General features: G+C 62.7%; 14 protein-coding genes and 6 tRNA genes. 17 read left to right on the forward strand and 3 right to left on the reverse strand.

What is annotated here, in order from left to right; genetic code table 11:
* Window positions 1-49 precede the first annotated feature (49 nt).
* Complete coding sequence (locus RAC97_RS16405) at window positions 50-1,246, reverse strand: amino acid aminotransferase (RefSeq protein ID WP_375100363.1); 1,197 nt, start codon at window positions 1,244-1,246, stop codon at window positions 50-52.
* Window positions 1,247-1,532: 286 nt separating this feature from the next.
* Between RAC97_RS16405 and uvrB the strand changes: the two genes are divergently transcribed.
* The 13 genes from uvrB to RAC97_RS16470 all read left to right on the forward strand — a co-directional run bounded on the left by uvrB (window position 1,533) and on the right by RAC97_RS16470 (window position 9,762).
* Window positions 1,533-3,548: an excinuclease ABC subunit UvrB gene (gene uvrB / locus RAC97_RS16410; RefSeq protein ID WP_375100364.1), complete on the forward strand. Its 2,016-nt coding sequence runs from the start codon at window positions 1,533-1,535 to the stop codon at window positions 3,546-3,548.
* Window positions 3,549-3,646: 98 nt separating this feature from the next.
* Entirely contained in the window at window positions 3,647-5,128 is a 1,482-nt protein-coding gene (gene gltX / locus RAC97_RS16415) for a glutamate--tRNA ligase (RefSeq protein ID WP_375100365.1), read from the forward strand.
* A gap of 232 nt (window positions 5,129-5,360) precedes the next feature.
* A tRNA-Ala gene (locus RAC97_RS16420) sits at window positions 5,361-5,436 on the forward strand.
* A 72-nt stretch (window positions 5,437-5,508) separates the two neighbouring features.
* Window positions 5,509-5,584 (forward strand) — tRNA-Glu (locus tag RAC97_RS16425).
* A 53-nt stretch (window positions 5,585-5,637) separates the two neighbouring features.
* Window positions 5,638-5,713, forward strand: a tRNA-Ala gene (locus RAC97_RS16430).
* Between the two features lie 41 nt (window positions 5,714-5,754).
* Window positions 5,755-5,830, forward strand: a tRNA-Glu gene (locus RAC97_RS16435).
* A gap of 67 nt (window positions 5,831-5,897) precedes the next feature.
* Window positions 5,898-5,973: transfer RNA gene (locus tag RAC97_RS16440), tRNA-Ala, on the forward strand.
* Between the two features lie 42 nt (window positions 5,974-6,015).
* Window positions 6,016-6,091, forward strand: a tRNA-Glu gene (locus RAC97_RS16445).
* Between the two features lie 168 nt (window positions 6,092-6,259).
* A complete protein-coding gene (locus RAC97_RS16450) occupies window positions 6,260-6,805 on the forward strand; it encodes a TetR/AcrR family transcriptional regulator (protein ID WP_375100366.1) in 546 nt (181 codons plus the stop codon).
* A gap of 25 nt (window positions 6,806-6,830) precedes the next feature.
* A complete protein-coding gene (locus RAC97_RS16455; protein WP_375100367.1) occupies window positions 6,831-7,664 on the forward strand; it encodes an alpha/beta fold hydrolase in 834 nt (277 codons plus the stop codon).
* Window positions 7,665-7,708: 44 nt separating this feature from the next.
* A complete protein-coding gene (locus tag RAC97_RS16460) occupies window positions 7,709-8,143 on the forward strand; it encodes an acyl-CoA thioesterase (protein WP_375100368.1) in 435 nt (144 codons plus the stop codon).
* A gap of 51 nt (window positions 8,144-8,194) precedes the next feature.
* Window positions 8,195-9,163, forward strand: coding sequence for a tRNA dihydrouridine synthase (locus tag RAC97_RS16465; RefSeq protein WP_375100369.1), 969 nt, complete (start codon window positions 8,195-8,197; stop codon window positions 9,161-9,163).
* A gap of 152 nt (window positions 9,164-9,315) precedes the next feature.
* On the forward strand, window positions 9,316-9,762 hold the full coding sequence (locus tag RAC97_RS16470) for an Hsp20 family protein (protein ID WP_375100370.1): 447 nt from the start codon (window positions 9,316-9,318) through the stop codon (window positions 9,760-9,762).
* 46 nt (window positions 9,763-9,808) lie between these two features.
* Here the strand turns inward: RAC97_RS16470 and RAC97_RS16475 are convergent, their stop codons facing one another.
* Together RAC97_RS16475 and RAC97_RS16480 are read right to left on the reverse strand one after the other, a co-directional pair.
* A complete protein-coding gene (locus RAC97_RS16475) occupies window positions 9,809-13,108 on the reverse strand; it encodes a PAS domain S-box protein (protein WP_375100371.1) in 3,300 nt (1,099 codons plus the stop codon).
* Between the two features lie 61 nt (window positions 13,109-13,169).
* Window positions 13,170-14,048 carry a LysR family transcriptional regulator gene (locus RAC97_RS16480; protein ID WP_375100372.1) on the reverse strand — a complete coding sequence of 293 codons (879 nt, stop codon included), beginning with the start codon at window positions 14,046-14,048 and terminating at the stop codon, window positions 13,170-13,172.
* Between the two features lie 131 nt (window positions 14,049-14,179).
* On the opposite strand from RAC97_RS16480, the gene leuC reads away from it, so the two are divergent.
* The 4 genes from leuC (at window position 14,180) to asd (ending at window position 18,618) form a co-directional block, all read left to right on the forward strand.
* The gene (leuC, locus tag RAC97_RS16485; RefSeq protein WP_375100373.1) at window positions 14,180-15,613 is read left to right on the forward strand and encodes a 3-isopropylmalate dehydratase large subunit; all 1,434 of its coding nucleotides are present in this window, start codon (window positions 14,180-14,182) and stop codon (window positions 15,611-15,613) included.
* Complete coding sequence (gene leuD, locus RAC97_RS16490) at window positions 15,610-16,254, forward strand: 3-isopropylmalate dehydratase small subunit (RefSeq protein WP_375100374.1); 645 nt, start codon at window positions 15,610-15,612, stop codon at window positions 16,252-16,254. Before leuC ends, leuD begins: the two co-directional genes overlap by 4 nt.
* A gap of 104 nt (window positions 16,255-16,358) precedes the next feature.
* A complete protein-coding gene (gene leuB, locus RAC97_RS16495) occupies window positions 16,359-17,441 on the forward strand; it encodes a 3-isopropylmalate dehydrogenase (protein ID WP_375100375.1) in 1,083 nt (360 codons plus the stop codon).
* A 64-nt stretch (window positions 17,442-17,505) separates the two neighbouring features.
* Window positions 17,506-18,618 carry an aspartate-semialdehyde dehydrogenase gene (gene asd, locus RAC97_RS16500; RefSeq protein ID WP_375100376.1) on the forward strand — a complete coding sequence of 371 codons (1,113 nt, stop codon included), beginning with the start codon at window positions 17,506-17,508 and terminating at the stop codon, window positions 18,616-18,618.
* Window positions 18,619-18,671 lie beyond the last annotated feature (53 nt).

Consider the following 18,671-nt stretch of genomic DNA (forward strand, 5'->3'; position numbering starts at 1 on the left):
CTTACTGATTGCCAAGGGGAAGTCAAGCTTCCCCAGGGCAGGCTGGGGCTTACAGAACCTTGACGATAGCCTTGGTTACGACATGGATATTGCTCTGGTTCAGGGCGGCCACGCAAATACGGCCGGTGTCCAGTGCATAGATGCCGAACTCGTCCTTCAGGCGTGCAACCTGCTCGGCGCTCAGGCCCGAGTACGAGAACATGCCGCGCTGGCGGCCGACGAAGCTGAAGTCGCGGTTGGCGCCATATTGGGCCAGCAACTCGACCATCTGCTTGCGCATGCCGTGGATGCGGGTGCGCATCTCGCCCAGCTCGGCCTCCCACATCTGACGCAGTTCGTCGTTGTTCAGCACGGCAGCGACGATGCTGGCGCCGTGGGTCGGCGGGTTGGAGTAGGTGGTGCGGATGACCCGCTTGACCTGCGACAGCACGCGGGTGCTTTCGTCCTTGGAGCCGGTGACGATCGACAGCGCACCGACGCGCTCGCCATACAGCGAGAACGATTTGGAGAACGAGCTGGAGACGAAGAACTCAAGGCCCGACTCGGCGAACAGTCGTACGGCGAAGGCGTCCTCGGCGATACCATCGCCAAAGCCCTGGTAGGCCATGTCGAGGAATGGCACGTGGCCCTTGGCCTTGACCACCTCCAGGACGTTTTTCCAGTCGTCCAGGGTGAGGTCCACGCCAGTCGGGTTGTGGCAGCAGGCGTGCAGGACGATGACCGAGCCGGATGGCAGATTGTTCAGGTCCTCGAGCATGCCGGCGCGGTTGACGCCATTGCTCGGGGCATCGTAATAGCGATAGTTCTGCACCGGGAAACCGGCGGTCTCGAACAGCGCGCGGTGGTTTTCCCAGCTCGGGTCGCTGATGGCCACCACGGCATTGGGGTTCAGGCGCTTGAGGAAGTCGGCGCCGATCTTCAGCGCGCCAGTACCGCCGACCGCCTGAACGGTCACCACGCGGCCTGCGGCCAGCAGCGGCGACTCGGCGCCGAACAGCAACTTCTGCACGGCCTGGTCATAGGCGACGATACCGTCGATCGGCAAGTAGCCACGGGAGGCATGCTGGGCGGCACGCTGGGTCTCGGCTTCGATCACCGCGCGCAGCAGCGGGATACGGCCTTCCTCATTGCAGTACACGCCAACGCCAAGATTGACCTTGTCGGTACGGGTATCGGCGTTGAATGCTTCGTTGAGGCCCAGGATGGGGTCGCGGGGTGCCAGCTCGACGGCGGAAAACAGGCTCATTGTTACCTTGGCTCTGAATGGAGAGTGAGAGGACGCACATGCTCCAGCCCAGTGCACTGAAGCGGTGCAAACGGGGAGTCAGTATAGTGATAGCTGGCGGTCAGGGCGACAGTCCGGCGCAGGTTTTCAGACCGTTTACGCAAATATTTTTCAACCATCGGTCGAATTGCCGGGTCCACTGCAACAGACAGTCGCACACCCGGCGAGAAAGCTGCGCCCGATCAGCGGGTTTGGGTATAGACTACTGGCTAAATTTACAGTTACTGCTTCATCCGCGAGGTCCGTCATGTCCGAGTTCCAGCTCGTTACCCGATTCCAGCCGGCCGGCGACCAGCCCGAGGCCATCCGCCTGATGGTCGAGGGGATCGAGGCAGGGCTGTCGCACCAGACCCTGCTCGGCGTGACGGGCTCCGGCAAGACCTTCAGTATCGCCAACGTGATCCAGCAGGTGCAGCGCCCGACCATGGTGCTGGCGCCCAACAAGACGCTGGCTGCCCAGCTGTACGGGGAGTTCAAGGCATTCTTCCCGAACAATGCGGTGGAGTACTTCGTTTCCTACTACGACTACTATCAGCCCGAGGCCTACGTGCCGTCGTCGGACACCTTCATCGAGAAGGATGCCTCGATCAACGACCACATCGAGCAGATGCGCCTGTCGGCGACCAAGGCGCTACTCGAGCGGCGCGACGCGATCATCGTTACCACGGTGTCCTGCATCTACGGTCTGGGCAGCCCCGAGACCTACCTGAAGATGGTCCTGCATGTCGACCGCGGCGACAAGCTTGACCAGCGTGCCTTGCTGCGCCGCCTGGCCGACCTGCAGTACACCCGCAACGAAATGGATTTTGCACGCGCCACCTTTCGCGTGCGCGGCGATGTGATCGACATCTTCCCCGCCGAATCGGACCTCGAGGCCATTCGCATCGAGCTGTTCGACGATGAGGTCGAGAACATTGCAGCCTTCGATCCGCTGACCGGCGAGGTCACCCGCAAGCTGCCGCGCTTCACCTTCTATCCCAAGAGCCACTACGTCACTCCCCGTGAAACCCTGCTAGAGGCAGTGGAGGGCATCAAGGAAGAGCTCAAGGAACGCCTGGAATACCTCAACAAGGCCAACAAGCTGGTGGAGGCCCAGCGCCTGGAGCAGCGCACCCGCTTCGACCTGGAAATGATCCTCGAACTGGGCTATTGCAACGGCATCGAGAACTACTCGCGCTATCTCTCCGGGCGTCCGGCCGGGGCGCCGCCGCCCACGCTCTACGATTACCTGCCCGCCGATGCGTTGCTGGTGATCGACGAGTCCCACGTCAGCGTCCCGCAGGTCGGTGCCATGTACAAGGGCGACCGTTCGCGCAAGGAGACCCTGGTGGAATATGGCTTCCGCCTGCCCTCGGCGCTGGACAACCGGCCCATGCGATTCGATGAATGGGAGTCGGTCAGCCCGCAGACCATCTTCGTCTCGGCCACGCCAGGCCCCTACGAGGGCGAGCATGCTGGCCGGGTGGTCGAGCAGGTGGTGCGGCCCACGGGCTTGGTCGACCCACAGGTGGAAGTGCGCCCGGCGCTGACCCAGGTAGACGACCTGCTCTCGGAAATCGGCAAGCGTGTCGCAGCTGGCGAGCGGGTGCTGGCCACTACCTTGACCAAGCGCATGGCCGAAGACCTGACCGATTACCTGGCTGACCACGACGTGCGGGTGCGCTACCTGCATTCGGACATCGACACCGTCGAGCGGGTCGAGATCATCCGTGACCTGCGCCTGGGTACCTTCGACGTGTTGGTGGGCATCAACCTGCTGCGTGAAGGTCTGGACATGCCCGAGGTGTCGCTGGTGGCCATCCTCGATGCCGACAAGGAAGGCTTCCTGCGTTCGGAGCGCTCGCTGATCCAGACCATTGGCCGCGCAGCGCGTAACCTCAATGGCAAGGCGATCCTCTATGCCGACCAGGTCACCGGCTCGATGCAGCGGGCCATCGACGAGACCGAGCGGCGCCGCACCAAGCAGATCGAGTTCAACGAAGCGAATGGCATCGTGCCCAGGGGCGTGGTCAAGGACATCGCCGACATCATGGAAGGCGCCACCGTGCCTGGAGCACGCAGCAAGAAGCGCAAGGGTATGGCCAAGGCTGCCGAGGACGCCGCGCGCTACGAAGCCGAGCTGCAGACCCCGGCACAGATCACCAAGCGCATCAAGTTGCTGGAGGACAAGATGTTCCAGTTCGCTCGCGACCTGGAGTTCGAGGCCGCAGCGCAATTGCGCGACGAGATCGGCAAGTTGCGCGAGCGGTTGATCGCCAGCTGAGGTCGGGGAGGGCGCAGAGGGTTTCCTGATTGCTGGAGCCCGGTGCCCGCTCCCTGCTAACATCCCGCCTTTGTTTCATCTTTCGTCCGAGACTGTCCATGACCACCGTTCGCACGCGTATCGCGCCATCGCCCACTGGCGACCCCCACGTTGGCACCGCCTACATCGCCCTGTTCAACTACTGCTTCGCCAAGCAGCATGGCGGTGAGTTCATCCTGCGTATCGAAGACACCGACCAACTGCGTTCTACCCGCGAGTCGGAACAACAGATCTTCGACGCCCTGCGCTGGCTCGGCATCGAATGGAACGAAGGCCCGGACGTCGGGGGCCCCCACGGCCCGTACCGGCAGAGCGAGCGTGGCGACATCTACGCCAAGTACGCCAAGCAACTGGTCGACGCCGGCCATGCCTTCTACTGCTTCTGCACCGCCGAGGAGCTGGAGCAGATGCGCGCCGAGCAGATGGCCCGTGGCGAGACACCACGCTACGACGGCCGTGCATTGAAGATGAGCGCCGAGGAAGTGCAGCAGCGCCTGGCCGCAGGCCAGCCACACGTGATCCGCATGAAGGTGCCGAGCGAAGGTATCTGCGTGGTGCCAGACATGCTGCGTGGCGATGTCGAGATCCCGTGGGACCGCATGGACATGCAGGTCCTGATGAAGAACGACGGCTTGCCGACCTACTTCCTGGCCAACGTGGTCGACGACCACCTGATGGGTATCACCCATGTGCTGCGGGGTGAGGAGTGGCTGCCATCGGCGCCCAAGCTCATCAAGCTCTACGAGTATTTCGGCTGGGAGCAGCCCAAGCTGTGCTACATGCCGTTGCTGCGTAACCCCGACAAGAGCAAGCTGTCCAAGCGCAAGAACCCGACCTCGGTGACTTTCTACGAGCGCATGGGCTTCCTGCCTGAAGCCATGCTCAACTACCTCGGTCGCATGGGTTGGTCCATGCCGGACGAGCGTGAGAAGTTCTCCCTGGACGAAATGGTCGAGCATTTCGACCTGTCGCGTATCTCCCTGGGCGGCCCGATTTTCGACATAGAAAAGCTGTCCTGGCTCAACGGCCAGTGGCTGCGTGACCTGCCGGTGGAAGCGTTTGCTGCCCGCGTGCAGAAATGGGCATTCAACAGCGACTACATGATGAAGATCGCCCCGCACGTGCAAGGGCGTGTCGAAACCTTCAGCCAGATCGCGCCGCTGGGTGGGTTCTTCTTCGAGGGTGGTCTGAAGCTCGATGCCAAGCTGTTCGAGCACAAGAAACTGTCTGCCGACCAGGTGCGCCAGGTCATGCAGCTGATCTTGTGGAAACTCGAAAGCCTGCGTCAGTGGGAGAAAGAGCGCATCACCGGTTGTATCCAGGCGGTGGTCGAGGCGCTGGAATTGAAGCTGCGCGATGCCATGCCGCTGATGTTCGCCGCCATTACCGGCCAGGCCAGTTCGGTGTCGGTGCTCGATGCCATGGAAATCCTGGGCCCGGACCTGACCCGCTACCGTCTGCGCCAGGCGCTGGAGCTGCTTGGCGGCGTATCGAAGAAAGAAAACAAGGAATGGGAAAAGCTGCTGGCGACCATCGCCTGAGGGCTTCCTTGTCCCTTGCAGGAGTGGTCCTGGCCTGCTTCTGCAAGGGAGATGTTTTCATGACGGTCGGGGCAGGGCGGTAAGTGGTTGTTATCTGTGAAAAAAACTTTGAAGTTTTTCATGAATTCGTTTGACAGCCCTGCAATCCGATCTTAATATGCGCCCCGTCCACAGCGATGAACGAAATGAAACATCAGCACCCAGCCGATGCTTCTGTTCAAAGCGACATCGTGGGGCTATAGCTCAGCTGGGAGAGCGCCTGCATGGCATGCAGGAGGTCAGCGGTTCGATCCCGCTTAGCTCCACCAATTTCCGCTTCCGGGCCAAGGCCTTGAAGCAAGACCAGGTCCAGCAACCGGGTCTTGAAGGTAAGAAGGTTCGTCCCCTTCGTCTAGTGGCCTAGGACACCGCCCTTTCACGGCGGTAACAGGGGTTCGAGTCCCCTAGGGGACGCCAGTTTTGCACAAGCGATGTTTCAAGATGTCGCTGGGCCGAGAGGCTAGAAATCCGGGGCTATAGCTCAGCTGGGAGAGCGCCTGCATGGCATGCAGGAGGTCAGCGGTTCGATCCCGCTTAGCTCCACCAATTTGCCGCGGTTCGTGAATGCGAGCCGGCACGAAGGTTACGTCCCCTTCGTCTAGTGGCCTAGGACACCGCCCTTTCACGGCGGTAACAGGGGTTCGAGTCCCCTAGGGGACGCCACTTTTCCTGCGTTTTGCAGGGCTTGAAAGGCTCATTCGAATGTTGGATGAGCTTTTTGTTTTATACCGGGGCTATAGCTCAGCTGGGAGAGCGCCTGCATGGCATGCAGGAGGTCAGCGGTTCGATCCCGCTTAGCTCCACCAATCGCCAGGGTTTTGTGAATACGAACCCCGCACGAAGGTTACGTCCCCTTCGTCTAGTGGCCTAGGACACCGCCCTTTCACGGCGGTAACAGGGGTTCGAGTCCCCTAGGGGACGCCACTTTTCCCCGCGTTTTGCGGGACTTAAAAGGCTCATTCGCTTATTGAATGGGCCTTTTGTTTTTCTGCCCTTCCGTTTTTGTTCATCAGCGACCAGCGGTTGCGATTTTTGCTTGCATAAAAATATTACGAGCATAATATTATGCTCATCATATTCAGGTGCGGCCCCATGAACGACAAGAAGACCAAGACCCGCGAACGCATCCTCGAGGCGGCTCGTGACGCGCTGATCGAACAGGGGCCGGTTGACCCCAGCGTAGGCCAGGTAATGGCCGCCGCCGGGCTGACGGTGGGCGGTTTCTATGCGCACTTCGACAGCAAGGAAGAACTGATGCTGGAGGCGTTTCGCCAGTTGCTCGCTGAACGCCGAGCCAGGTTGGCCGCAATCGACTCGAGCCTCGACGGGGAAGAGCGCCGAGCCCTGGTAGCGGCGTTCTACCTTTCGCGTAAGCATCGGGATCGCGATGTCCAGGAGCATGCCTGTCCGATCCCTAATGCCTTGAACGAGATTCAGCGCCTGCCAGAGGTGTTTCGCCAAGTATTGGCCGAGCACATCGAGCTGATGACCGCGCAAATGGTCGATCGCCCAGAGGACATCGACAAGGCCTTCGCCGACCTTGCCCTGATGATCGGTGGGCTGGCGCTTGCGCGTGCCCTCGGCGACTGCGAGTTGTCCGATCGAGTCCTGCGTGCCGCCAAGTCGGCGGTTATCTGAACAACCTGAACCCTGGAGCAAGGCGATGACTACCCTGAGCTGGATTCGTAGCGTCAATGGCACCCTTGGCCACCTGGCCCCTGAGCACGTCGCCGGCCGCATGCGCCGGGCTTTCATGACGCCACGCAATTTGCCGCCCAAACCTTGGGAACTGCCCTTGCTGGCCAAGGCCGAGCGCATCACCTTGCGCTTCGGGTTGTCTGCCCTGCGCTGGGGTCAGGGGCCAACGATATTGCTGATGCACGGGTGGGAAGGGCGGCCAACGCAGTTTGCCGCCTTGATCGAAACGCTGGTGCAAGCCGGGCACACCGTGGTGTCCCTGGAAGGACCAGCACACGGGCGATCCCCTGGGCATCAGGCGCATGTGGCGCTGTTTGCGCGTGCCCTGTTGGAAGCGGCAGCTGAACTGCCGCCGTTGCGTGCAGTGATCGGGCACTCCATGGGTGGCGCCAGTATGATGCTGGCATTGCAGTGGGGCCTGCGTGCAGAGGCGGCGGTAAGTATTGCCGCTCCGGCGCAACTGCTGGGCGTGTTGCGCGGCTTTGCCCGGCGCCTGGGCATGCCGGCACGGGCGCGTGCGGCGTTCATTCGCCAGGTCGAGCGCGATGTCGGGGTGCAGGTGGCGCGGCTGGATGTCAGCGGGTATCAGTTGGAACTGCCGGGCCTGGTGGTGCATGCTGCCGACGACAACGTGGTGCCTGCCAGCGAAGCGCAGTTGATCCACAAGGCCTGGTTCGACAGCCGCCTGTTGCAGCTACAGGAGGGCGGCCACCAGCGAGTGCTGGCAGACCCGCGGCTGGGTCAGGCGGTACTTGAGCTGTTGCAGCGCGCGGCACAACCGGCACGGCAAAGCGCCTGAGCATCCGTTACACTCTGCCCGTCCAAAGAAAACGGGGAGCGGGCATGAGCTGGGACCTGGCAGCGCCATTCATCATCGACCTTCGCGTCGGCATCGAAGACATCGACGGCCTCGGCCATGCCAACAACGCGGTCTACGTGACCTGGCTGGAGCGCTGTGCCTGGCGTCACTCGCAACGCCTGGGCCTGGACCTGGCCGAGTACCGGCGCCTGGACCGGGCAATGGCCGTCGTACGCCACGAAATCGACTACCTGGCCGCCGCCTATGAAGACGATGAGTTGCAGCTGGCCACCTGGATCATCGACTGGGACTTGCGCCTACGCATGACGCGACGTTTCCAGCTCAAGCGCCCACGCGATGGCGTCACCTTGCTTCGTGCGCAGACCACATTCGCCTGCATCGAGTTGTCCAGCGGCAAGCCCAAGCGCATGCCTGCCGAATTCCTCGAAGGCTATGGCCCGGCGCTGATCGGTACCTGAGCACGCCGGTTTTCTTGCTAGACTGCCGCCTTTTTCCGCCGAGAGCCTTCCATGCAAATTGCCCTGGCCCCTATGGAGGGGCTGGTCGACAACATCCTTCGCGACGTCCTGACCCGGGTGGGTGGCATCGATTGGTGCGTCACCGAGTTCATTCGCGTCTGCGATCGCCTGCTGCCACCGGCGCAGTTCGACAAGCTGGCGCCCGAGCTGCGCCAGGGCGCGCGTACTGCCGCGGGTGTGCCCATGCGCGTGCAGTTGCTGGGCTCTGACCCGGTGTGCCTGGCGGAAAACGCGGTGCTGGCCTGCGAACTCGGCGCGCCGGTCATCGACCTGAACTTTGGTTGCCCAGCCAAGACGGTCAACAAGTCGCGCGGTGGTGCGGTGCTGCTCAAGGAGCCCGAACTGCTGCATGCGATCGTGCGCGAAGTGCGTCGCGCGGTGCCGGTGCAAATTCCGGTCACCGCCAAGATGCGCCTGGGCTTCGACAGTCCGGACGGCGCCTTGGAGTGTGCTACCGCCTTGGCCGAGGCGGGTGCCGAACACTTGGTGGTGCACGCGCGCACCAAGGTGGATGGTTACAAGCCTCCGGCCCATTGGGAGTGGGTGGCGCGGGTGCAGGACGTGGTGCAGGTGCCGGTCTTCGCCAACGGCGAGATCTGGACCGTGGACGACTGGCGGCGCTGTCGTGAAGTGAGCGGTGCGCAAGACATCATGCTGGGGCGCGGGCTGGTGTCGCGGCCGGACCTGGCCCTGCAGATCGCTGCCGCGCGCGAAGGGCGCGACTACCAGCCGATGAGCTGGGAACAGTTGCTGCCTTTGTTACGCGAATTCTGGCGCCAGGCCCAGGCAAAATTGTCGCCGCGCTACGCCCCAGGGCGAATGAAGCAGTGGCTGGCGATGCTCACCCGCAGCTACCCCGAGGCCGTGGTGTTGTTCGCCGAGCTGCGCCGGGTGGACGATTGCCAGCGCATCAGTGAATTGCTGGGTGTACTGGAGCAACCTGAGGCCCAGGTTGCCTGACTGCGCGATGGGGGCGTAGGCAACGGCGCGCATCGACAAAAATTTTCCGCTGTCCCCTTGAAAGCGCATTTCCCAACCTTATCTCTTGAGTACGCGATGCCGAAGTCGGGTCGCGTAATGACCTACTTGCTGATTCTCAGGAGTTAATGACCATGACTACCGCTTTCTCTCTCGCACCACTGTTCCGCCATTCCGTAGGCTTCGACCGTTTCAACGATCTGTTCGAGTCTGCGGCCCGTAACGAGGCTGGTAGCAGCTACCCGCCCTACAACGTGGAAAAGCATGGCGAAGACCAATATCGCATCGTCGTTGCCGCAGCCGGTTTCCAGGAGCAGGACCTTGACCTTCAAGTGGAAAAGGGCGTCCTGACGGTCACCGGTGGCAAGCGCGAAAACAGTGCCGAAGGCAGCGTCACCTTCCTGCACCAAGGCATTGCCCAGCGCGCTTTCAAGCTGTCGTTCCGCCTGGCCGACCACATCGAGGTCAAGGGCGCCGGGCTGGCCAACGGCCTGCTGAGCATCGACCTGCTGCGGGTCGTGCCGGAAGAGGCCAAGGCCAAGCGCATTCCGATCAACGGTGAAAAACCAGCGTTGAACTAAGCTTGGCGGCATAAAAAAGGGCACCTTCGGGTGCCCTTTTTGCGTTTCAGTAATCCGCCGGCGTTTCCAGCAACATCTGCCGGAACTCCGGCAACGGCAGGGGGCGACTGTGCAGGTAGCCCTGGTACAGGTGACAGCCCAGGCGCTCCAGAAACTCCAGCTGCTCGGTCAGCTCCACACCCTCGGCGATCACCGCCAGCTCGAGGCTGCGGGCCATGGCGACGATAGCGCGGACGATTTCGGCGTCGTTGGAGTCGACCGGGGCGTCGCGCACGAAGGTCTGGTCGATCTTCAGCGCATCCACCGGCAAGCGCTTGAGGTAGGTGAGCGACGAATAGCCGGTGCCAAAATCGTCCATGGCAAAGCTCACGCCGTAGCGTTTGAGCTCGCGCATCTTGCTGATGGTGTCCTCCAGGTTCTGGATGACGATACCCTCGGTGATCTCCAGCTTCAGCATGTGGCGCGGCAGGCGGTAGTCGTCGAGGCTGCGCAGCACCCGTTCGACGAAGTCGTTCTGTCGGAACTGGCGCGGGCTGATGTTCACGCACAGGCTGAAGTCGTTGGGGTCGATCAATCCGTCCTCTAGCATGCGAGCGCAGGCATCGCAGGCTTCATCGAGTATCCAGCTGCCCACTTCGAGGATCAGGCCGCTTTCCTCCAGTACCTGAATGAACTGCGCGGGCGGCTGTTGGCCCAGCTGCGGGTGGTGCCAGCGCAGCAGCACCTCGGCACCGACGATGCGGTTGTCGCGGGCGTCGACCTGGGGCTGGAAGTGCAGGGCCAGCTCGCCACGGGCCAGGGCCAGGCGCAGGTCGTTTTCCATGCGCAGGCGTTCGCTGGCAGCCTTTTGCATGGTGGTGTGGAACAGTTGCGTGGTGTTGCGTCCAGAATCCTTGGCCCGGTACAGGGCGATGTCGGCGCGCTTGAGCAGGTCGGCCGGGGTGGCGCCGTGGTCGGGGATCAACGCCACGCCAATGCTCGGGGTCACCTGCAGGCGCTGGCCGTCCAGCGACATCGGCTCGGCAAGCAGCTCGCGCAGGGTGTCGGCCAGCTCGCGAACCTTGGCCTCGACCTCCTCACGGCTGCCTTCCAGGCCGCTTAGCAGCACCACGAACTCGTCGCCGCCCAGGCGTGCCACGGTGTCTTCCAGACGCACGCTGGCTTCCAGGCGCGCGGTGATGATCTTCAGCACGGTGTCGCCGACCGGGTGGCCGAGCGAGTCGTTGATGTGCTTGAAGTGGTCCAGATCGAGGAACAGCAGGGCACCGCGCAATTTGTGACGCTTGAGCAGGGCGATCTGCTGGCTCAGGCGGTCCATCAGCAGGGCGCGGTTGGGCAGGTTGGTCAGGGGGTCGTGGTAGGCCAGGTGGCGGATCTGCGCTTGGGCATTCTTCAGCAGGCTGACGTCGCGTGCGGTCAACAGCAGGCAATCGGTCTCGTTGAGGCTGATCGGCTCTACCGACACCTCCACGGTAAGGATGTCGCCCCGCTTGTTACGCCCGAGCATTTCCCGATGATGTACCCTGCCGCGCTCCCTGAGCTCGGTGAGCAGGGCGCTGCGTTGCTTTTCGTCGGCCCAGATACCGATCTCGAGGACCGTGCGCCCGAGCACCTCGCCGGCGGTATAGCCGGTCAGGCGCGAGAAGCCATCGTTGACCTCCAGGTAGCGACCGCTATCGCGTTCGGTGATGGTGATGGCGTCGGGGCTCGAGTGAAACGCCTTGGCGAACTTCTCCTCGCTGGCCTTGAGCGCTGCTTCGGCGCGTTGCTGCTGAGTGATATCGCGCAGGGTGGTGACACTGCAGGGCTGGTTGTCCACGCTGATAAGACGACTGGAAATCACGCAGGTCAGGGGGGTGCCGTTGCGATGGTTGACCCCTACCGCCACATTGCTCAGGGCCTGCTCGCGAATCACCCGTTCGATGCGCAGCGCGCGTTCCGACGACTCGGCCCACAGCCCGAGCTGCTCGGCGGTGCGGCCAATCACCTGGTCGGCGCTCCAGCCGAAGGTCTGGGTGAACGCCGGGTTCACCTCGATGAACTGGCCGTTATCCTGACGGGTGACACAGATCGGATCGGGGCTGACCTGGAACAGGCTCGCGAACTTCTCTTCCGAAGCGCTCAGGCGTTGTTCGCGCTCGACCTGGTCGGTGATGTCCAGCAGGGTACCGGCCATGCGTAGCGGGTTGCCCTGGTCGTCGCGGTAGAGTCGTGCCCGGCTTTCGATAAAGCGCGAGGTGCCGTTGTCCAGTTGGATGCGGTAGGTGATCTGGTAGTTGCCCGCCGGGCCTTCACGCAGGCTGCGGTAGGCCTGACGCATGGCGCTGCGCTCCTGTTCCGGCACACCCTCGAAGAACGCCTCGAAGGACTCGTGGAAGGGTGCAGGGTCCAGGCCATGCAACTGCGCCGCGCGGGCCGAGCCATAGAGCATGCCGCTGGGAATGTGCCAGTCCCAGGTGCCCAACTGCGCCGAGTCCAGGGCCAGGTCCAGGCGCTCCTGGCTGTCCTTGAGGGCCTGCTCGGCGCGCTTGCGTTCGGTGGTGTCGACAAAGGTGCTGATCAGGTAGGTGATGCCTTCGAGTTCGATGCCCTGAGTGCACAGGATGCCGTCGTGCACCTTGCCGTTGCTGGCGCGGAACTGCACCTCCATGATGAGCGGGCCGCTGCTTGCGGTGGTGGTGGCTTCCAGCACCTGGCGGCGTTGCTCGGGGTGAACCCACAGCCCCAGCTCCATGCTGGTCTTGCCCACCACATGGGTGCCAGGCCAGCCGAACATGTCCTCGAAGTGCTGGTTGACCTCGAAAATCAGGCCGTCGTTACGACGGGACAGCAAAATGGCGTTGGGGCTCAGGTGGAAGAGGGTGGCAAAGCGCTTTTCCGAATTGACCAACGCCGTTTCGCGTTCGCGCTGGCGGGTAATTTCACGGATCACCCCGATCATCTGCGGCCGGCCGTGGGGATCGTGGGTCAGGCTGCCGTTGATTTCCAGCCAGTGCAGGCTGCCGTCTGGCCAGCGAATGCGGTGGCGCATCGCCTGCTCCACCGGCTCGCCACTGACCACGGCCTGGAACGCCTGGCGCGTGCGTGCGCGGTCTTCCTCGGGCAGCAGGTCGAGGTAGTCGACATCGGCGGGCAAAGGACGCAGCGGATCGAAGCCGAACAGCGCCTGGGTGCCCCGTGACCAACTGACCCGGCCGGTCTCGATGTCCCACAGCCAGGCCCCCAGGCGTGCTGCATTGAGCGCAGCCAGCAACTGCGGGGCATTTTGCCAGGCCTGCTCCGACTCCTGTGGATCGACCGCAGGGATGCGCGGCAGGCGCGGAAAGCGGTTTGCTGATTTGGGCATCGGTACCAGACCTTTGGCGGATGACGCGTCCTTGGAAGTGATATGCCGTGCTGACGACCGGTCAGGCGGACCCCGCGTGGCTGTCGAGCAATGCCATGAAGGCCCTTGCCGCGTTCGATAGCGTTCGTTCCGTATGCAAAATGTAGCCTAGCTGGCGCGACAGCTGTATGCCGGGTAAAGCGATGGGTGAAACCTGTTCATCGAGCATAGTACGTGGCAGCACGCTCCACGCCAGGCCGATGGAGACCATCATCTTGATGGTCTCCAGGTAGTTGGTGCTCATGGCGATGTTCGGCGTCAGCCCCTGGCTCTCGAACAGGCGTTGCACGATGTGATGGGTAAAGGTGTTGCCGCCGGGGAACACCGCTGGGTGCCGGGCCACGTCGGCCAGGTTGACGTTGTCGTTGTTGGCCAGCGGGTGCTCCGGCGCGGCCACGAAATCCAGCGCGTCGTCCCATACCGGGATGGCCCGCACCAGGTGATGGGGCTCCGGAGCCAGGGTGATTACCGCAATTTCCGCTCGGCCGTGGAGAATTTCATCGTAGGCCGCTTCCGAATCAAGGAACTGAATATCCAGCGCCACGGCAGGGTATTGGCGGGTGAACGCCCGGAGTAGCGGGGGCAGGCGATGGAGGCCGATATGGTGGCTGGTGGCTAGGGTCAAGCGACCGGTCACTTCCCCTGTCAAATTGGTCAGTGCGCGTCGGGTATCCTCTAACACGTTGAGAATCTGGTAGGCGCGTGGCAAGAGCGCGCGACCGGCCTCGGTCAACGTCACCTCGCGGCCCAGGCGGTCGAACAGACGTACCTCCAGTTGTTGCTCCAGCCCGGCAATACGTTTGCTGATGGCCGGCTGGGTCAGGTGCAGTCGCTCGCCCGCGCCAGAAAAGCTGCCGATTTCGGCAATGGCGATGAAAGCGCTGAGGTTGGCCAGGTCCATGACGATGAATTCCTATTGGTTATCCAAAGCATAAAAATTATGAATTTGAGTTATTCAATCTAACCCCCTAGCATCGCCCGTACAAGCCAAGGGGTTATTGGCATAGAAAGACGCTGATGAGGAACAGTCTGATGGCTGGCAAAACGCTCTACGACAAACTCTGGGATGCCCATGAGGTCAAGCGCCGCGATGACGGCTCTTCCTTGATCTACATCGACCGTCACATCATTCACGAAGTGACCTCGCCACAGGCCTTCGAAGGCCTGCGCCTGGCCAACCGCAAGCCATGGCGCATCGATACCAACATCGCCACGCCCGACCACAACGTGCCGACCACGCCAGAGCGCAAGGGCGGTATCGAGGCCATTGCCGACCAGGTTTCGCGCCTGCAAGTGCAGACCCTTGACGAAAACTGTGACGAATACGGCATCGTCGAATTCAAGATGAACGACGAGCGCCAGGGCATCGTCCACGTCATCAGCCCCGAGCAGGGCGCGACCTTGCCGGGCATGACCGTGGTCTGCGGCGACTCGCACACCTCCACCCACGGCGCCTTCGGTGCCCTGGCCCACGGCATCGGTACCTCGGAGGTGGAGCATGTGCTCGCCACCCAGTGCCTGGTCGCCAAGAAAATGAAGAACATGCTGGTGCGCGTGGAAGGCCGTTTGCCTGCCGGCGTCACTGCCAAGGACATCGTCCTGGCCGTGATCGGCAAGATCGGCACCGCCGGTGGCAACGGCCATGCCATGGAATTCGCTGGCAGCGCCATCCGCGACCTGTCCATGGAAGGCCGCATGACCATCTGCAACATGTCGATCGAAGCCGGTGCCCGGGTTGGCCTTGTGGCGGTGGACGCCACCACCATCGCCTATGTCGAAGGCCGTCCCTACGCACCCAAGGGCGCGAACTGGCCGCTGGCGGTCGAGGCCTGGCAGGGCTTGGTCTCTGACGATGATGCAGTGTTCGATACCGTGGTCGAGCTGGACGCTGCGCAGATCAAGCCGCAGGTCAGCTGGGGCACCTCGCCGGAGATGGTCCTGGCCGTAGACCAGCGTGTGCCGGACCCGGCCGCCGAGGCCGACCTCATCAAGCGTGGCTCGATCGAGCGCGCGCTCAAGTACATGGGGCTGAGCGCCAACCAGGCGATCACCGATATCAAGCTGGACCGTGTGTTCATCGGCTCGTGCACCAACTCGCGCATCGAAGACCTGCGCGCCGCCGCCGAGATCGCCAAGGGCCGCAAGGTCGCGGCGAACGTCAAGCAGGCGCTGGTGGTGCCGGGTTCCGGCCTGGTCAAGGCCCAGGCCGAACGCGAAGGGCTGGACAAGATCTTCCTCGAAGCGGGTTTCGAATGGCGTGAGCCGGGCTGCTCCATGTGCCTGGCGATGAACCCGGATCGCCTGGAAAGCGGCGAACACTGCGCCTCCACGTCCAACCGCAACTTCGAAGGGCGTCAGGGTGCCGGTGGGCGTACCCACCTGGTCAGCCCGGCCATGGCCGCCGCCGCCGCGGTCACCGGCCACTTCATCGATGTCCGCGAGTTGATCCAAGGGAGCGCAGCATGAAAGCCTTTACCCAGCACACCGGCCTGGTTGCGCCATTGGACCGCGCCAACGTCGATACCGACCAGATCATCCCCAAGCAATTCCTCAAGTCGATCAAGCGCACCGGCTTTGGCCCGAACCTGTTCGACGAGTGGCGCTACCTGGATGTCGGCCAGCCTTACCAGGACAACAGCAAGCGTCCGCTGAACCAGGAATTCGTGCTCAACCACGCACGTTACCAAGGTGCCAGCGTGTTGTTGGCGCGTGAGAACTTCGGCTGTGGTTCCAGCCGTGAGCACGCCCCGTGGGCGCTGGATGAATACGGTTTCCGGAGTGTCATCGCGCCGAGCTTTGCCGATATCTTCTTCAACAACAGCTTCAAGAACGGCTTGCTGCCGATCATCCTCAGCGACGAAGAAGTCGATGAGCTGTTCAAGCAGGTCGAGGCCAACCCGGGCTATCAGTTGACCATCGACCTGCAGGCGCAGGCCGTGACCCGTCCGGATGGCAAGGTGCTGCACTTCGAGATCGATGCCTTCCGCAAGCACTGCCTGCTCAATGGCCTGGACGATATCGGCCTGACCCTGCAGGACAGCGATGCGATCAAGGCCTTCGAGGGCTCGCACCGTGCCAGCCAGCCATGGTTGTTCCGCGACGCGTGATGCGTCGCGCTTTGCCGGGCATCGTCGCGTGATTGTGAGCTACGATGCCCGGCTGGTTTTTCCGGCGTGCCAGGGCGCGCCGCATGAGTGGATACGAGGAAAGCATGAGCAAGCAGATTCTGATTCTCCCAGGTGATGGCATCGGCCCGGAAATCATGGCCGAGGCGGTCAAGGTGCTGGAGCTGGCCAACGACAAGTTCCAGCTTGGTTTCGCCCTGGAGCACGACGTGATCGGCGGCGCGGCCATCGACAAGCATGGCGTGCCGCTGGCCGACGAAACCCTGGAGCGTGCACGCAAGGCCGATGCCGTGCTGCTGGGCGCTGTCGGTGGGCCGAAATGGGACAGGATCGAGCGTGACATCCGCCCGGAGCGTGGCCTGCTGAAGATCCGCTCGCAACTGGGCCTGTTCGCCAACCTGCGCCCGGCCATCCTCTACCCGCAACTGGCCGGTGCCTCGTCGCTCAAGCCCGAGATCGTCTCCGGCCTGGATATCCTCATCGTTCGCGAGCTGACCGGCGGTATCTATTTCGGCGCGCCGCGCGGCCAGCGTGAGCTCGAGGGTGGCGAACGCCAGGCCTACGACACCCTGCCGTACAGTGAAAGCGAAGTGCGCCGCATCGCCCGTGTCGGCTTCGACATGGCCCGTGTGCGCGGCAAGAAACTGTGCTCGGTGGACAAGGCCAACGTCCTGGCTTCGAGTCAGCTGTGGCGCGAAGTGGTCGAGGAAGTCGCCAAGGACTACCCGGACGTCGAACTCAGCCACATGTACGTCGACAACGCCGCCATGCAACTGGTACGTGCGCCCAAGCAGTTCGACGTGGTCGTCACCGACAACATGTTCGGCGACATCCTGTCGGATGAAGCTTCCATGCTGACCGGTTCCATCGGCATGCTCCCCTCGGCCTCGCTCGATGCCGACAACAAGGGCATGTACGAGCCTTGCCATGGCTCGGCGCCAGACATCGCCGGGCAGGGCGTGGCCAACCCACTGGCGACCATCCTCTCGGTGTCGATGATGTTGCGCTACAGCTTCAACCAGCATGCCGCTGCCGATGCCATCGAGAAAGCCGTCAGCCTGGTGCTGGACCAGGGCCTGCGCACCGGTGACATCTGGTCGGCTGGCTGCAACAAGGTCGGTACGCAGGAAATGGGCGACGCAGTAGTCGCAGCGCTGCGGAATCTGTAATCTCTCTGGCCCGCCATCGCTTTCCTGCGGTGGCGGCCCACTTTTTAGCAAAGGTGTAGTTGCGATGAAACGTGTAGGTCTGATCGGTTGGCGCGGCATGGTCGGTTCCGTGCTCATGCAGCGGATGCTGGAAGAGCAGGATTTCGACCTTATCGAGCCGGTGTTCTTCACCACCTCCAATGTCGGTGGCCAAGGCCCGAGCGTGGGCAAGGATATTGCTCCGCTCAAGGACGCTTATTCGATCGAAGAGCTCAAGACCCTCGACGTGATCCTGACCTGCCAGGGCGGCGACTACACCAACGAGGTCTTCCCCAAGCTGCGCGAAGCCGGCTGGCAAGGCTACTGGATCGATGCCGCCTCGTCCCTGCGCATGCAGGATGACGCGGTCATCATCCTCGACCCGGTCAACCGCAAGGTCATCGACCAGCAGCTGGACGCCGGTACCAAGAACTACATCGGTGGCAACTGCACCGTCAGCCTGATGCTGATGGGCCTGGGCGGCCTGTTCGAGGCTGGCCTGGTCGAGTGGATGAGCGCCATGACCTACCAGGCGGCGTCCGGCGCCGGCGCGCAGAACATGCGCGAGCTGATCAAGCAGATGGGTGGCATCAATGCCGCCGTGGCCGACGAGCTGGCCAACCCGGCCAGCGCCATCCTTGACATCGATCGCAAGGTCGCCGAGGCCATGCGTGGCGAAGCGTTTCCCACCGAGAACTTCGGCGTACCGCTGGCTGGCAGCCTGATCCCGTGGATCGACAAGGAACTGCCGAACGGTCAGAGCCGCGAGGAATGGAAGGCCCAGGCCGAGACCAACAAGATCCTCGGCCGTTTCAAGAGCCCGATTCCTGTCGATGGTATCTGCGTGCGCATCGGCGCCATGCGCTGCCACAGCCAGGCGCTGACCATCAAGTTGAACAAGGATGTGCCGATTGCCGACATCGAAGGCATGATCAGCCAGCACAACCCGTGGGTGAAGCTGGTACCTAACCAGCGCGAAATCAGCATGCAGGAGCTGAGCCCGACCAAGGTTACCGGCACCCTGAACATCCCGGTTGGCCGACTGCGCAAGCTGAACATGGGCTCGCAGTACCTGGGCGCGTTCACCGTCGGCGATCAGCTGCTGTGGGGCGCTGCCGAGCCGCTGCGCCGCATGCTGCGGATCCTGCTGGAGCGTTGATCGCCCCGCAATGCCTCCTGAACCCGCGCCTTCAACGGCGCGGGTTTTTTGTT

The organism is Pseudomonas sp. LS_2 (assembly GCF_042709235.1).
Taxonomy (GTDB): Bacteria; Pseudomonadota; Gammaproteobacteria; order Pseudomonadales; family Pseudomonadaceae; genus Aquipseudomonas.